The organism is Paralcaligenes ureilyticus, from assembly GCF_004346225.1.
GTDB lineage: Bacteria > Pseudomonadota > Gammaproteobacteria > Burkholderiales > Burkholderiaceae_B > Paralcaligenes > Paralcaligenes ureilyticus.
The window spans coordinates 81,490-96,489 of the sequence record NZ_SMAJ01000017.1; the positions used below are offsets into that span (position 1 = coordinate 81,490).

The window sequence follows — 15,000 nt, forward strand, 5'->3', positions numbered from 1 at the left end:
ACAAAAGGGATGCCGCTACAAAAACATGCCCGTGAATCATGTAGCGCCACCCCTTGTGGGTGGCAAAACTTTGACAGTCAGGCGGCTTAATCTACCGTCAGAATTGTCGCACCGGTAGTTTTGCGCCCGGCCAGCGCCTCGTGGGCTGCGCCTGCATCGCGCAAAGCGAAACGCTGGCCAATACGCACCTTGATCTTCTTTTTGGTGACCAGGCCAAAAAGCTCATCGGCGGCGGCCTTGAGTTTTTCGTGTGTCGCCACATGCGTCCCCAGGGTGGGACGTGTAACGAACAAAGACCCTTTGGACGATAGAATCCCCAGATTGACGCCCTCGACCGAGCCGGATGCATTGCCAAAGCTCACCATCAGTCCACGCGGCTGCAGGCAATCGAGCGAGGCGAGCCATGTATCCTTGCCCACACCGTCGTAAACCACCGGAACTTTTTTCCCATTGGTCAGTTCGAGAACACGCTCGACCACATTCTCGCGCGAATAATCGATCATTTTCCAGGCGCCATTGGCCAAGGCCAGCGCGGTCTTTTCGGGGTTGGACGCAGTCCCGATCAGCTTGACCCCCAATGCTTTGGCCCATTGGCACGCAATCAAGCCTACGCCGCCGGCGGCGGCGTGAAACAAAATGGTCTCATTCCCCTGCAACCGATAGGTTTGCCGAAACAGATATTGCACCGTCAGCCCTTTGAGCATCACAGCCGCCGCGTCCTCGAAACTGACGGAGGCGGGAATCCGCACCACTTGGTGCGCCGGTACATTACGCGCTTCGGCGTATGCGCCTAACGGGCTTTGACCATAGGCCACGCGATCGCCCACTTTAAGATGTTTGACCTCGGCGCCCACCGCTTCGACGACCCCCGCCCCCTCAGCCCCCAGACCATGCGGCAACGGGTGCGGATATAGCCCTGTCCTGAAGTAAATATCGATAAAATTCAGCCCTATCGCTTTGTGTCGTATCGTCACCTCATTTCCTTGCGGCGCGGGCAAGGGGACGGTGACGAATTTCAGCACCTCCACCCCCCCATGTTGTTCGATACGTATCGCTTTCGTTTGGTTTTCCAAGACAGACTCCTTATTCAAGACGCTATGAACAGATGATGAATTTCGTGCAGTTTAGTTCCAGATGGCCGAGCGCGATTCAATTTTTGCGTAAATGTGGCACCCACAAGGGGTGCCGCGACATGATTAAACGGCAAATGGCGCCGTTCAATAGCCTTGTTCGCGAGACACCCGCCCGGAAATGGGTAACCCCTTCTTCAGATTACCTATTTTATTAACGATTTGATGGACCGTATCTTCACGCAAGGTTATAGCGGCGATATGCGGCGTCACGGTTATTGACGCATGACTCCAGAATGGATGGTTCTTTGGCAAGGGTTCGGACCTGAAGACATCGAGCAAGGCTCCGGCAAGCCGCCCGCAGGCCAACAGGTCGAGCAAGTCCTGTTCCACCAGATGCCGCCCTCGAGCCACATTGATCAAATAAGCGCGCGGCAAAAGCTGTTCAAGATTTTCCCGGTTCAGAATGTTTTCTGTTTCGGGCGTCAGGGGCAACAGGTTAACCAGCACCCGCGTCCGCGCCAGAAACGCAGGCAGCCGCTCCGCGCCACCGTATACCTGGACGCCATCGATCTCCCTGGAGCGCCGGGCCCATCCCGCCACCGGATAGCCCAACTGCGCCACAGCCCGCGCCACACGTTCTCCGATCGCCCCGAGCCCCATCACACCGACGGGCCAGCGCAAGCGATCTATGGGGGGCAAACCCGACCACTCGCTCGCCTGCTGCTGAGCCTCGTAGACGCCGAATTCGCGGGCCGCCCGCAAAAGCCCATATACGACATACTCGACCATCTGCTCTGCCATGCCCGCATCTTCAAGACGCACAATGGGCAAATTCCCAGGCAGCTCGGGCAACCCCAGCAAGCTATCGATTCCGGCTCCCAGATTGAATACGGCCTGCAGCCGCGTCTCACGCACAAACAAGGCCGGCGCAGGTTGCCAGACAATCGCATAGTCGGCGCCAACGGGCTCACCCGCTTCGTCCCAGGGGATAAACTGCGTGTCGGGCAAAGAGCCTTCGAACGCATTGCACCACTTGGCGGAGCCAGGCCTGGAATTCGTCGCCACAATGATTTTTGTACCCGCACCCATACCATTTACCCTCAATAACGTTGAATCAGACACCCCAAGGCCTCTCGCTCCAAGAACGGAAACGCATCAAGTGTAATGGCAGCCGCTCGCCGACGCACACGATTATCGGTTAACACCGTAAAATCCGGCACGCGGTAAAATTGCTTCCTTTATCGAACTGATGACAATTCATGGCCGGACACAGTAAATGGGCGAATATCCAGCACCGCAAGGGTCGCCAAGATGCCAAACGAGGCAAACTCTGGACAAAAGTAATCCGTGAAATCACGGTAGCGGCACGCGCCGGCGGCGCTGATCCCGACATCAACCCGCGCCTGCGCCTGGCCTGGGACAAGGCTACCGCGGTCAACATGCCCAAGGACAACATTCAGCGCGCCATTCAACGTGGCGCGGGCGGCGTCGATGGCGCCAACTACGAAGAAATACGCTATGAAGGGTACGGACCTGGCGGGGCAGCCGTCATTGTCGATTGCATGACGGATAATCGCATACGTACGGTCGCCGATGTGCGCCACGTTTTCTCTAAAAACGGCGGCAATCTGGGGCAGGAAGGCTCGGTGGGATTTCTCTTCAACCACTGCGGCCAGTTTCTGTTTGCCCCCGGCACCTCTGAAGAGCAGGTCATGGAGGCGGCGCTCGATGCGGGCGCCGAAGATATACAGACCGACGGCGAAGGCGTTATCGAAGTCATTTGTCCCACCGCCAGCTACGCTGCCGTCAAGGCAGCCTTCGACGCGGCACACCTTAGTCCCGAAGTCCAAGGCATCGTCATGAAGCCACTTAGTGAAACGGAACTGACCGGCGATGACTCGGTAAAAATGCAAAAACTGCTCGATGCCCTCGAAGGGCTCGACGATGTCCAGGACGTCTATACGTCGGCCATTCTCGACGAATCCGAATGAGAGGCTCGCGCACCCCTGGGTGTGGCCAAGGCCGCCGTTTCAATCCTGCTACAAAAGCAACCTCATCCCAAACCCGGAAACCATGAAACTTCTTGTAATTGGCAGTGGTGGTCGTGAACATGCCCTGGCTTGGCGGCTGGCGCAATCGTCGCGCGTTCAAAAAGTGTTTGTGGCGCCCGGCAATGCAGGAACGGCCCGCAACGAACGCCTGCAAAATGTCGCATTGACGCACATAGATGAACTCGTCGCATTCGCCAAAAAGGAAGGCGTGTCCCTGACCATAGTGGGCCCGGAAGCCCCTCTGGCGGCGGGCATCGTCGATACCTTTCGCGCGGCCGGCCTGAAAATTTTCGGCCCCACGCAGGCGGCGGCGCAATTGGAAAGTTCCAAAGACTTCGCCAAGGCCTTTATGGTGCGCCACCACATTCCGACGGCGGCTTACCAGACATTTACCGAATCCGAGCCTGCCAAAGCGTATATCAGTGCCCAGGGCGCACCGATTGTGGTCAAGGCCGACGGCCTGGCCGCCGGCAAGGGAGTCGTCGTAGCCGCTACCGTCGACCAGGCGCATCGTGCCGTCGACACGATGCTGGGCCAAGGAGCAGGAAGCCTTGCGGGCGCACGCGTGGTGATCGAAGAATGCCTGGAAGGCGAAGAAGCCAGCTTTATTGTCATGTGCGACGGCAATCATGTCCTGGCACTGGCCACCAGTCAGGACCACAAGCGTCTGCTGGATAACGATCAGGGTCCGAACACCGGTGGAATGGGCGCCTATTCGCCCGCTCCCATTGTCACGCCGGCCTTGCATAACCGCATCATGCGCGAAATTATTCTGCCCACTGTCCACGGCATGGCCAAAGACGGCATACCCTATACCGGATTCCTCTATGCCGGCCTGATGATTGCACAAGGCCCCGATTCAAGCCGGCCCGTCAAGGTGCTGGAATTCAACTGCCGCATGGGCGATCCGGAAACCCAACCTATCATGATGCGGGTCAAAAACGAGCTGCTCGATGTCTTCGAAAAGGCCGTGGCAGGCAAATTGGACCAGGCCGATATCGAATGGGATCGGCGCACGGCCCTGGGGGTGGTGATGGCCGCGCACAACTACCCGGACGCACCGCGCACAGGCGACGTCGTTACGCAGTTGGCCGACGACAGCGAGGACTGCATGGTGTTCCACGCCGGCACCCGGCTCGAGGACGGCATCATTAAAACTTCCGGCGGCCGGGTCTTGTGTGTTACGGCGCTTGCCGACTCGATCAAACGTGCGCAAGCCGCCGCCTACAGCGCCGTGCAAAAAACGTACTTCGACGGCCAGCAATATCGTAACGACATAGGCTGGCGCGGGCTCCCCCACGGCGATACTCCAACATAATCACTCGCACGCGAAGAGCAAAAATTTCCCAGGAAGCCCGTCATGGTTGTGTCAATTCCATCTGTATACGACTTTTTTCGCAAACTCCAGACAACTATCGTGACGGAGCTGGAAGGCGCAGACGGCAGTTCATTTCACACAGATAGCTGGACCCGGGCCGAGGGTGGCGGCGGCATCTCCCGGTTTCTTGAAGGCGGTCCTCTTTTTGAACGGGCCGGCGTCCTTTTCAGCCACGTCAAGGGCCAGTCCCTGCCCCCATCGGCGAGCGCGCATCGCGGCGAACTGGCGGGCCGCTCGTGGGAAGCGCTGGGGGTGTCCATGGTCCTGCATCCGCAGAACCCCTATGTACCCACCGTCCACATGAATGTACGCCTATTCGTGGCCCACGCTCCCGCAGACCATGCGGGCCACGACGTATTCTGGTTCGGCGGGGGGCTGGACCTCACCCCCTACTACGCATTTGAAGAAGACGCCCGGCATTTCCATCAAGTCTGCCACGACGCCGTGGCTCCCTTCGGGCCGGACAAATACCCCGCCTACAAGAAGTGGTGCGACGAATACTTTTACCTCAAGCACCGCAACGAAACCCGCGGTATCGGAGGCTTGTTCTTTGACGACCTCAATACCCCCGATTTCAAAACGTGCTTCGCACTGACCCGTTCGGTGGGCAACAGCCTTCTACCCGCCTATATGCCGATTGTCGGGCGGCGACGCGGCACCGCCTACGATGAGCATCAACGCGAATTTCAGGCGTATCGGCGCGGCCGCTATGTGGAATTCAATCTGGTCTTTGACCGCGGTACGCTTTTCGGCCTGCAGTCGGGAGGCCGCACCGAATCCATTCTGCTTTCCATGCCGCCTGCCGCCACCTGGCGCTATAACTGGGCTCCTGAACAAAATACCCCTGAGGCGGCCTTGCACGATTTTCTTAAACCACGACAATGGCTGTAAAAAAAATCGGCCTGCTGGGCGGCAGCTTCGATCCGGTTCACTTGGCCCACACGGCCTTGGCCGAAACCGCACTCAACGTTTTGCAGTTGGACGAGCTGCAACTGATACCTGCCGCCAACCCCTGGCAACGCACCCCCTTGCAAGCGACGGGGCCGCAGCGGCTGGCCATGCTGACACTGGCCATTAAGGGCCTGCGCGGCTTGAGCGTCAACCCGATAGAAATCGAGCGCGGCGGATCCACCTATACCATCGATACACTCAGGCAGCTTCCCCCCGGCGCCGAGTATTACTGGATATTGGGCACCGATCAGCTCGACAACTTCTGCTCATGGCGCTCATGGGAGGAAATCGCGCAACGGGTCCATCTGGCAGTCGCCCAACGCCCCGGAACACCCGCCATGGCGCCTGCCGCATTAGCCCAACGCCTCGATGCCCTGGGCCGCAAGCTGCTCGAGCTCCCTTTCGAACCCATGCCCGTATCGGCTACGACCATACGCCAGCGGCTGGCGGACGGTCAGCCCGTACAGGGGATGCTGAATGCTGCAGTTGCACAATTTATTGCCCAGTGCAGACTTTATCAATCCGCTCCCTAGCATCTCACGGTATAGTTCTGTTCATGGACATTCAAAAATTACAACGCATCGTCATCGACGCCCTCGAAGATGTCAAAGCGCAAGATATCAAAATCTTCAATACCACTCACATCACCAGTCTGTTTGACCGCGTGGTGATTGCCAGCGGCACCTCAAACCGGCAAACCCGGGCTCTGGCCGCAAGCGTTGCCGACCGGGCGCGCGAAGTCAATATTCCCATCATTGCCTACGAGGGCCAGGACACGGGCGAATGGGTGCTGGTCGACCTGGGCGATATCGTCATTCATTGCATGCAGCCCTCCATACGCCACTATTACAACCTGGAAGAAATATGGGGTGGCAAGCCAGTGCGCGCCAAACTTCTACCCCAGTCTACCGAAACCGGCGCGATCGCCGCGTACAACCCCGACGCCGCATAAGCGGCCCACCATATATTGTCAATCATGTGTACATCCAGGCCTCCCGATAAGCCAGGACTGGCCTCATGAAGCTCTATGTGCTGGCCGTGGGCATGCGTATGCCGCAATGGGTGGACGCCGCATGGCGCGATTACGCCAAGCGTTTGCCTGCCGACTGCGCGCTGGAGCTTAAAGAAATCAAGCCCGAATCGCGCACTGCGGGTAAAACCGCTGCCCAAATGATGCAGGCCGAGGCCAAACGCATCGAGGCCGCGTTGCCTCCCCACGCTCGGCGCATTGCGCTGGACGAACACGGCCGGGATTTGGGCACCGTAGATCTCGCACGCGAGCTTGAAAAATGGCGCGCCGGCGGACAAGACGTCGCGTTCCTGGTGGGCGGCCCCGACGGCCTGGACGCCGACCTGAAAAAAAGCTGCAGCGACCGTCTGCGCCTATCGTCGCTCACCCTGCCCCACCCCATGGCGCGCGTGGTATTGGCCGAACAGCTCTATCGCGCCTGGACTATCATTAACAACCATCCTTACCACCGCGCATGAGCGCGTGCTTGCAGGCGATCAAACCATGACCAAACGCCGTACCAAAATCGTCGCTACACTGGGGCCTGCCAGTTCCAGCCCAGAGAAAATAGAACAATTGATCCTGGCGGGCATGGATGTGGCGCGGCTGAATTTCTCGCATGGCGACCCACAAGACCATCGCCTGCGCGCCGAGCTGGTCCGCAGCATGGCCGCCAAGCACGGCCGTTACGTGGCGCTGATGGGCGATTTGCAGGGACCCAAAATCCGCATCGCCCGTTTCAAGGACGGGAAAGTCACACTCAAGGCGGGACAGGCGTTTACCTTATCCAATCAGCATCCCGGCGACGCCGGCGACGAAACGATCGTGGGCATCGACTACCCCAGCCTGGTGAGCGACTGCCGCGCGGGCGACGAGCTGCTGCTCGACGACGGGCGCGTAGTGCTGGCGGTTGAAAGGGTCGACGAACAGGCCGTCTATACTCACGTTACGGTGGGCGGCCCGCTCTCCAACAACAAAGGCATCAACCGGCGCGGCGGCGGAATTTCAGCCCCCAGTCTGACCGAAAAAGACAAAGCCGATATCAAGCTGGCCGCCGAGCTGGAAATGGATTATGTCGCCGTTTCGTTCCCACGCCATGGCCGCGACATCGACCAGGCACGCAAGCTGGTTCGGGCCGCCGGCAGCCGTGCCTGGCTTATCGCCAAAATCGAACGTGCCGAGGCGGTGGCAGACGACCGAGCGCTTGACGCAATCATCAAGGCCAGCGACGGAGTCATGGTCGCACGCGGAGACTTGGGAGTTGAAATTGGCGATGCCCGTTTGGTTGGCATACAAAAACGCATCATTCAGCACGCACGCAGTCATGACAAGCTGGTCATCACCGCCACGCAAATGATGGAGTCCATGATCAACAGCCCGCTACCCACCCGTGCCGAGGTATCCGACGTCGCCAACGCTGTGCTGGACTATACCGATGCGGTCATGCTCTCAGCCGAAAGCGCCTCGGGCCAATATCCGGTCGAAGCGGTCGCCGCCATGGCCCGCATCTGCCTGGGCGCCGAGCAAGAACCCATGACCACCCAATCAAAACACCGGTTGGGTGAAACCTTTGAACGCTGCGACGAGACAATCGCGCTCTCGGCCATGTATGCCGCCAATCATTTCCCAGGCGTCAAGGCCATTATCAGCCTGACGGAAAGTGGTCATACGCCGCTTATTATGTCGCGCATCCGATCGGGCGTACCGATTTACTGCTATACACGCCATCCCGCCACCCAAACCCGGGCCGCTCTGTTTCGCGGCGTCTATACGGTGGCCTTCGACGCCGCCACGCACGACCCGGCCAAGGTCAGCGACGACGCCATCCACGAGCTGAAAAAGCAGGCGCTCTTGCAAAAAGGCGATTGGATCATCCTCACCAAAGGCGATTATTACAGCAATAGCGGCGGAACCAATGGCTTGAAGATCCTGAAAGTTAAATAGGCCGGCCGGACTGCCATGCAGCGCCACCCCCGGTATGTAGCGCCACCTCTTGTGGGTGGCAAAGCCGTGATAATCAAGGCGGGTTCCGCCAAATTGAAATACCGATATACGACTCGATGGCAGCCACAAGGGCTGCCGCTACGAACCCATACTCGTGAATCGTACGATGGCACCCACAAGGGGTGCCGCTACAAATACATACCCGTGAATCATGTAGTGGCAACCCTTATGGCTACCAGATCACCGATAAAGAAACACCCGCGAAAACCTCTGTAGACAACCATGAATTTTCCAATGATTTACCTGGCCTCGGCCAGCCCCCGCCGCCATGAGCTTCTGTTGCAGATCGGCGTACCGCATCAGGTGCTGCATGTCCCGCCGCCTCCCGGCGCGGACGAACCCATTCTGGCCGGCGAGGCTCCTGCCCTGTATGTGCGCCGCACCGCACGCGACAAGGCGCTGCGGGCACTGGAGTGGATACGCGCACAATCCCTGCCACCACAACCCGTACTGACGGCCGATACCTGCGTCATTCTCGGTCAGACCATACTAGGCAAACCGACCGACCTGAACGAGGCCAAAAAAATGCTCAAACACCTCTCGGGAAGCACCCACGAAGTGCATACGGCTGTTGTTGTTGCGCATCACAATCACATTCATGAGGATGTATCGATCACGCGGGTACGAATCAAACCTTTGTCGGAAGAGGAAATTCAAGCCTATTGCGATACCGGCGAGCCGCTGGGTAAAGCGGGCAGCTACGGCATACAAGGCGCGGCGGCTGTCTTCATCGAACATATCTCGGGAAGTTACTCGGGCGTCATGGGTTTACCGGTTTTTGAAACGCACCGATTACTCGGCCTGGCGAGACAAAAATAAGCTATCGTCCTTTACGAACTAATGAGATATGATCTCCCATTACTCTATATAGAGCCGGTTTAAGTAAGCTATATGTATGGCACTCACAGAGGCGTCTGATCCCAACCACTTCAAAACTGTTCCAGTGCTGGATCGGCTCCTCTATTTTTTTTCGCTGTATGCCGTACCGACCGCCATCGCCATTCTTTCCGTGCTGACGATCACATACCTTTACAACCCCTACGCAACTCAGGGCGAAACGAATCTCGCCGTAAGGTCCATCACACCCAACGCACCCATCGGGCAACCTGTCCAAGCGCTACAGGCGCTACGAAAGCAGCCTTCGGAGCAGTCGCAACGCGTTGATTCCGTTGAGTCACCCTCGTGGCTGCTTATCGACGTGCCGTCGGCGCAGCGCAACAACCCCATCATCGAAATTCCCTCGACCCAGACCCAATCGCTCGCCTGCTGGAACGCCGCAACGCTGACACCCATGGGCACAGCCAATCGCAGTGCCCACGCCGGCCTGCTGGACACTATAAAAACGGGTTTTTCAATTAACCTGAGCAGCCTGACGCTGCCGGCTTCAATACTATGCACCGCAACTTTCTTTAACTCGACGACCATAAGAGCACAGCTCTGGCCGGCCACCGACCTCAGGAAATCGGCCGACCGTTTCCAGCGCAATAACGGCGTGCTGGAAGGCGGCCTGCTCACGCTGTCCATGTTCATCCTGATCGTTGCCTTGGTCAATCGCGAATGGACACACGTGTTGCTGGCAACATGGCTGGTGGGCAACCTGCGCATGGGAGCCCTGGCTGTAGGGTGGGATACCCACTGGCTGAGGTACGACATCCCCTTTGAATGGATGCCGTTCATACGGCAAGTGACGATTGCCGTCTACTATCTGCTGTCCTACACGCTGTTTACCCGGCTGTTCCAAACGCAGCTAAAGCAAGTCAACCAGCCGGGCATGCAGTGCGTGGTGCAATGGTCCGGCATCGTCTTGCTGGCCGCGGCCCTCTTCCTACCACGTGAACTGTTCAAACCCGTCATGCAAGCCGCCGTAGCCTTAGGCGGGGGTGCCACCATTTTCCTCACCAGCCACATTCTTTACCGGGTTCGCTCAAGGACTGCCTTCTGGCAAATCATCGCCCTCGGTCTGGTGGCGAGCACCATGTTCGTTGGCATCTTGCATATCACCTTTGGCAAATCGTCTTTTGCCAATGGGTTTACCGGCACTCTGGCCCTGTTGTTTTCAAGCGTTATCGTTGCGCTTACGGTCGCCAAACGCATACAGGGCGAGCGTAGAGACAAAGTGCGCGCACAAACCGAGCTGCTCAGCAACTACGCCGTAGTCCCCATCGGCATGTTCACGCTCAACGCAGCCGGCATTATCGAACGCGCCAATCCCGCATTCGAAAAAATGCTGGGCTTTTCATTAGAGCCGGACAGCTTGAACCGATGGACCGATTTTTTCCCACCTCAGGATTGGAACAAGCTTGCAGAAATGACGCTGGCGGGCCAGGGAGCTCAGATAAAAATGCGCGGCCCGGGCGAGGTGTCGGCCGCGCCACGGCATTTCTCGGTCAAAGTCACCCAGACCGGCGGCAAGGTGGAGGGCTCGCTGCAAGACATTTCCGAACAAACCGAAACCATTCACCGATTACAAGTCCTGGCCAACATCGATCCGCTTACCGATTCGTTAAATCAGCGCGGCATCGAAAATGCGTTCGCCAACGCCCAGCAAGAAGCGAAGAAGGGCAAGCCCTGTGCGTTGGCGTATCTGGAGCTGGATCACTTCAAACGCGTCAGCGGGCTGTTTGGCCACATCACAGGTGATGAAGTGCTGCAACAGATCTGCCTGCGGGTCAAAACGGTGCTCTCCGAAGACAAACAGTTAGGCCGGGTGGGAGGCAGTGAATTCGTCATTCTGTTCCCGGGTGAGAGCATCCAGGCCGCAACCGATATCTCACGAAAACTGCTCGACAGCCTGCAAGCGGCGCCATTCCAGGTCGGGGAGCACAAAATCCAGATAAAAGCATCCGTGGGGATCGTGGACGTCACCCCGGAGATGGACGTCAAGGACGCCGTATCGGCTGCGAATCGCGCCTGCCGTGACGCCAAAAAGAATTTTCAGGAAATTGTCGTGTACAGCCAGAACGCCAAAGAGCTGCGCGAGCACAACGACGAGTTACGTTTGTTTAACGACCTTGAAAGCGGTGCGGCGCCTAAAGGCCTGTTTCTCGAGATGCAGCCCGTCATGAGCCTGCACCGACCTTTCAAGACGCTGGATTTCGAAGTATTGCTGCGCGTCCACAACTCTCGCGGAGTTCTCATCCCCACTGAAAACGTCATTTCCGCCGCGGAGGAAAGCGGCACGATACCGATTATTGACAAATGGGTATTCTCAGCCACCCTTGAATGGCTGGACAAGCATCAAAGCAGTCTGGCAAACACCCGGTCGGTCTATATCAACCTGAATGGCGACTCGCTGAACGACGAAAAATTCGTTGACGCTTTTTTTACGATACTGGCTCGGTACGAGCATCTGACCAAACGGATATGTATCGAAATCACCGAAGGCGTGGCACTCAACAGCCTGGACAATACCCGGCAGTTCATGAAACGCCTGCAACGCAAAGGCGTACGCATAGCACTGGATGATTTCGGCGCCGGCTACACGTCTTTCTCATACCTGAAAAGCTTGCCGGCCGACGTCATCAAAATTGACGGCATCCTGATCAAAGACATGATGTCCACGCCTGCCAACATCGCGATCATTCGTTCCATCGTCGAATTGACGCATAGCCTCGGTATGAAATGCATCGCGGAATGGGTAGAAGACAGCACTACACTCAAAGCGTTGTGGGCCATGAACGTCGATTACGTACAAGGCCATGTCATTGCACGATCCATGCTGCCATCGCGCATTCTCAATGCGACAGGCCTGATCGACCTGATTGCCGACCCCGAGGTCATTTCAATAGCACAAAACGCTACAGCCCCCATATAAAAAGCGCCTTCCGATTCTACGCAAGACACGTTGACGCAGGCCCTTATTACTCAAACGAACCCATTCCGGCGATCAAGCCGTTCGAGCGTCCACACCGGGATGCTGCCTATTATTCTTGTCTTCATACATGCGCGCGTCGGCTATGGCGATAGCTTCTTCCAAGGAACCACACTCGGACAGAAAGGCCAGGCCAATGGACATTTTAATGTTGGCTCGACTGAGAGCCAGTTTCAGGCGCTCCTGCATGGCATGCGCCTCATCCTTGGTAATATCCTGAACCATGATCGCGAATTCGTCGCCGCCCACTCGAGCAACGCAATCGTTGCTTCGCAAAGCGGACAAGAGGGTCTTGGCCGCCAATTTCAACAGCTCGTCACCGGCCAAATGCCCTTTGCTATCGTTAATACGCTTTAGAAAGTCCAGGTCGGCGATACCAATCGCGATCTCGCCTTTGCCGTTAACCGCCGCTACCAATCGCTGGTTCCAGCCGGATCGGTTAAGCAAGCCGGTCAACGCATCAAGCTGCGCACCCTGCCGGGCTTCGACGACCAGCCTTTCGGCTGCAAGCAGTTCAACCTGAAGCCCGAGCGTCACCTTGATCACTTCCAGGCACAAGCCGATTTCGCCGGCACGCACAACGCCGGACTCGACGTTCATCAAGGGCGGCGCCGTGCTGTTCAGACCCAGCACGCGGCCGATTTTTTTTCCATCAGGACGGCATAAATCAATGATGCGAACGAAACCCGGCAAAGAATTTTTCCCCAGGATCGAGCCTATCCCGGCTCGCTCGCTCTTGGCAAGAGGGCGGCAATCAAAGCTATTGACTTCCGACGCGACAGCCCATGGGTAATTCAATAAATGGTCAAGCTTGCCCGGGGACACACCACCCACCCCACCCAAACAGGCTACAACCCGCATATTAAGATCATCAAACAGCCCGATAATCCAGCAATCCATGGGCAAGAACAGCTGCAGGAGATCCAGTTGCAGAGTCAGCAAAACCATTGCGCGCGAATCGGATTCTCGCTCAAAGACATCTTTTTGTTCTTGTTCTTGTATAAGTGCCATTTATTATTTGAGACTTATCAATTACGTACTCGTGATGCATTGTAGACACTTGATACTTCTGTGCCAGATACAACAACTCCTATTGCTCACAGGGTAACTCCCGAATCAAATATATCACATCCGTAGTTACGATATTAGGGCAACCCTGATAAGACCGAGGCTCCGTCACTAGTATCATCAATGCAGTCGCGATGCGATACCGGCGATGGCGAAAAAGTGGGCCTCCGGAGCAAAGCTTCTCTGTTAACATACCGGTAGCCGTCAGCAATCGTAATTAATTGCCACCAACAGACAAACCAATACGCGGCGCATGAAGGATAAACCCATCTCCGCACGGATGTTTTCAGTACAGGAAACCATGACTGCCGCTCAATATGCCGCGTACATTCCGAAAGCACACAGAAAACACGCATCAAGCCCGTCCGACCACTCCGGCGACGGCAAATACACCCCCCCTCCTCCTTCCGCGAATCGTTATCTGGACGTTTCGCGATCCAGCTCATATTTGTAAATTCAGTCGCCATTTATAAATATAATGATGCCGCTCATTTCACGCTTGCGCTTCAAATCAATCGCGATCGCAGCCTTGAATGAAAAAAACAACAATCTTCGGGCCAAGCCATGAAGTTAGTAGACCACCCGGCCTGCCGACCTTTTAACGAAGCCGAAAACCTGACTCAAATCACGCCCTTCTACGAAGAAGGCCGCAATATTTTATGGATGATGCTGCACGCCCAGCCTCGTCCATGCTTCAATCCCGTGCTCCTGCAAGATATCGCGCGCCTGGGCCGGGCTGCGCGCAACTCCGGGTTACCCATCGATTTCTGGATAACCGGCTCACTGGTTCCGCAAGTCTATAACATAGGCGGCGATCTACAACTTTTTGCGTCACATATCCGCGCTGGCGAAAGAGAGCTTTTACTCGCCTATGCGCGGGCATGCATCGATGCCGTCTATGAGGCCATGACCGGCTTCGGAACGGGTGCCATTTCGATCGCCATGGTCGAAGGAACGGCACTGGGCGGAGGCTTCGAAGCTGCGCTGGCGCACCATTACGTGCTGGCTCAGAAGGACGTAAAAATGGGTTTCCCCGAGATCGCCTTCAACCTCTTCCCGGGCATGGGAGCCTACTCTCTGGTCGCGCGCAAATCGCATATGCGGCTGGCTGAAGAGCTCATCAGCACCGGTGAATCGCACACCGCGGAATGGTATTTCGACAAAGGCCTGGTCGACGGCTTGTTCGACAAAGACAACGCGTATATTTCAGTACGCACATTTATCGATGTCATCCGGCCCAAACTCAACGGCATTCGCGCCATGCTCCGCGCTCGCGAACGAGTGCTGCCCATCAACCGTGCCGAGCTGATGGAAATTACCGAAGACTGGGCAGCCTCCGCCTTTTTGCTCGAAGAAAAGGATCTTGCCTATATGGAGCGACTGGTCATCCTTCAGAACAGGCACGCCAGCCAAACGCACAAGGCCGTGCTAACTTGAAAAACGAGTGTGCTGTTTGGCTGGAGTATTTTTGGTCACACGGTATACGGCATGGGATGTTTGGGTATCTGAAGACGCCGTCTATGGGGGCCGGGGCGGGGCCGGCACGGCGTGCTTGATCCGGATCTGCCTCGTCCAGGCGGGCGTCGGGCCAAACT

The 15,000-nt window shown here is 57.0% G+C and carries 13 protein-coding genes; 10 read left to right on the forward strand and 3 right to left on the reverse strand.

All coding sequences use genetic code 11. The features are described from left to right. Positions 1 to 86: 86 nt before the first annotated feature. On the reverse strand, positions 87 to 1,073 hold the full coding sequence (locus tag EDC26_RS17150; protein WP_132584893.1) for a quinone oxidoreductase family protein: 987 nt from the start codon (positions 1,071 to 1,073) through the stop codon (positions 87 to 89). A 144-nt stretch (positions 1,074 to 1,217) separates the two neighbouring features. Next, positions 1,218 to 2,162: a 2-hydroxyacid dehydrogenase gene (locus EDC26_RS17155; RefSeq protein WP_132584895.1), complete on the reverse strand. Its 945-nt coding sequence runs from the start codon at positions 2,160 to 2,162 to the stop codon at positions 1,218 to 1,220. 170 nt (positions 2,163 to 2,332) lie between these two features. Here EDC26_RS17155 and EDC26_RS17160 point away from each other — a divergent pair, with 170 nt between their 5' ends. The 9 genes from EDC26_RS17160 to EDC26_RS17200 all read left to right on the forward strand — a co-directional run bounded on the left by EDC26_RS17160 (position 2,333) and on the right by EDC26_RS17200 (position 12,280). Continuing rightward, entirely contained in the window at positions 2,333 to 3,064 is a 732-nt protein-coding gene (locus EDC26_RS17160; RefSeq protein WP_132584897.1) for a YebC/PmpR family DNA-binding transcriptional regulator, read from the forward strand. Positions 3,065 to 3,146: 82 nt separating this feature from the next. Further along, positions 3,147 to 4,442: a phosphoribosylamine--glycine ligase gene (purD, locus tag EDC26_RS17165; protein ID WP_132584899.1), complete on the forward strand. Its 1,296-nt coding sequence runs from the start codon at positions 3,147 to 3,149 to the stop codon at positions 4,440 to 4,442. 42 nt (positions 4,443 to 4,484) lie between these two features. Next, entirely contained in the window at positions 4,485 to 5,393 is a 909-nt protein-coding gene (hemF, locus tag EDC26_RS17170) for an oxygen-dependent coproporphyrinogen oxidase (RefSeq protein ID WP_132584901.1), read from the forward strand. Next, positions 5,384 to 5,986 (forward strand): nicotinate (nicotinamide) nucleotide adenylyltransferase, encoded by a 603-nt coding sequence (gene nadD, locus EDC26_RS17175; RefSeq protein WP_132584903.1) that lies wholly within the window; start codon positions 5,384 to 5,386, stop codon positions 5,984 to 5,986. Before hemF ends, nadD begins: the two co-directional genes overlap by 10 nt. Before the next feature lie 23 nt (positions 5,987 to 6,009). Beyond that, positions 6,010 to 6,405: a ribosome silencing factor gene (gene rsfS, locus EDC26_RS17180; protein WP_132584905.1), complete on the forward strand. Its 396-nt coding sequence runs from the start codon at positions 6,010 to 6,012 to the stop codon at positions 6,403 to 6,405. Positions 6,406 to 6,470: 65 nt separating this feature from the next. Beyond that, positions 6,471 to 6,941 (forward strand): 23S rRNA (pseudouridine(1915)-N(3))-methyltransferase RlmH, encoded by a 471-nt coding sequence (gene rlmH / locus EDC26_RS17185; protein WP_132584907.1) that lies wholly within the window; start codon positions 6,471 to 6,473, stop codon positions 6,939 to 6,941. A 25-nt stretch (positions 6,942 to 6,966) separates the two neighbouring features. After that, a complete protein-coding gene (gene pyk / locus EDC26_RS17190; RefSeq protein WP_132584909.1) occupies positions 6,967 to 8,406 on the forward strand; it encodes a pyruvate kinase in 1,440 nt (479 codons plus the stop codon). Positions 8,407 to 8,688: 282 nt separating this feature from the next. After that, positions 8,689 to 9,285 (forward strand): Maf family protein, encoded by a 597-nt coding sequence (locus EDC26_RS17195; RefSeq protein WP_132584911.1) that lies wholly within the window; start codon positions 8,689 to 8,691, stop codon positions 9,283 to 9,285. Positions 9,286 to 9,361: 76 nt separating this feature from the next. Continuing rightward, positions 9,362 to 12,280, forward strand: a complete 2,919-nt coding sequence (locus EDC26_RS17200) for a putative bifunctional diguanylate cyclase/phosphodiesterase (RefSeq protein WP_132584913.1) — start codon at positions 9,362 to 9,364, stop codon at positions 12,278 to 12,280. A gap of 72 nt (positions 12,281 to 12,352) precedes the next feature. Here the strand turns inward: EDC26_RS17200 and EDC26_RS17205 are convergent, their stop codons facing one another. Further along, positions 12,353 to 13,348: a GGDEF domain-containing protein gene (locus EDC26_RS17205; protein ID WP_132584915.1), complete on the reverse strand. Its 996-nt coding sequence runs from the start codon at positions 13,346 to 13,348 to the stop codon at positions 12,353 to 12,355. 621 nt (positions 13,349 to 13,969) lie between these two features. On the opposite strand from EDC26_RS17205, the gene EDC26_RS17210 reads away from it, so the two are divergent. Next, a complete protein-coding gene (locus EDC26_RS17210; protein WP_132584917.1) occupies positions 13,970 to 14,842 on the forward strand; it encodes a crotonase/enoyl-CoA hydratase family protein in 873 nt (290 codons plus the stop codon). Positions 14,843 to 15,000 lie beyond the last annotated feature (158 nt).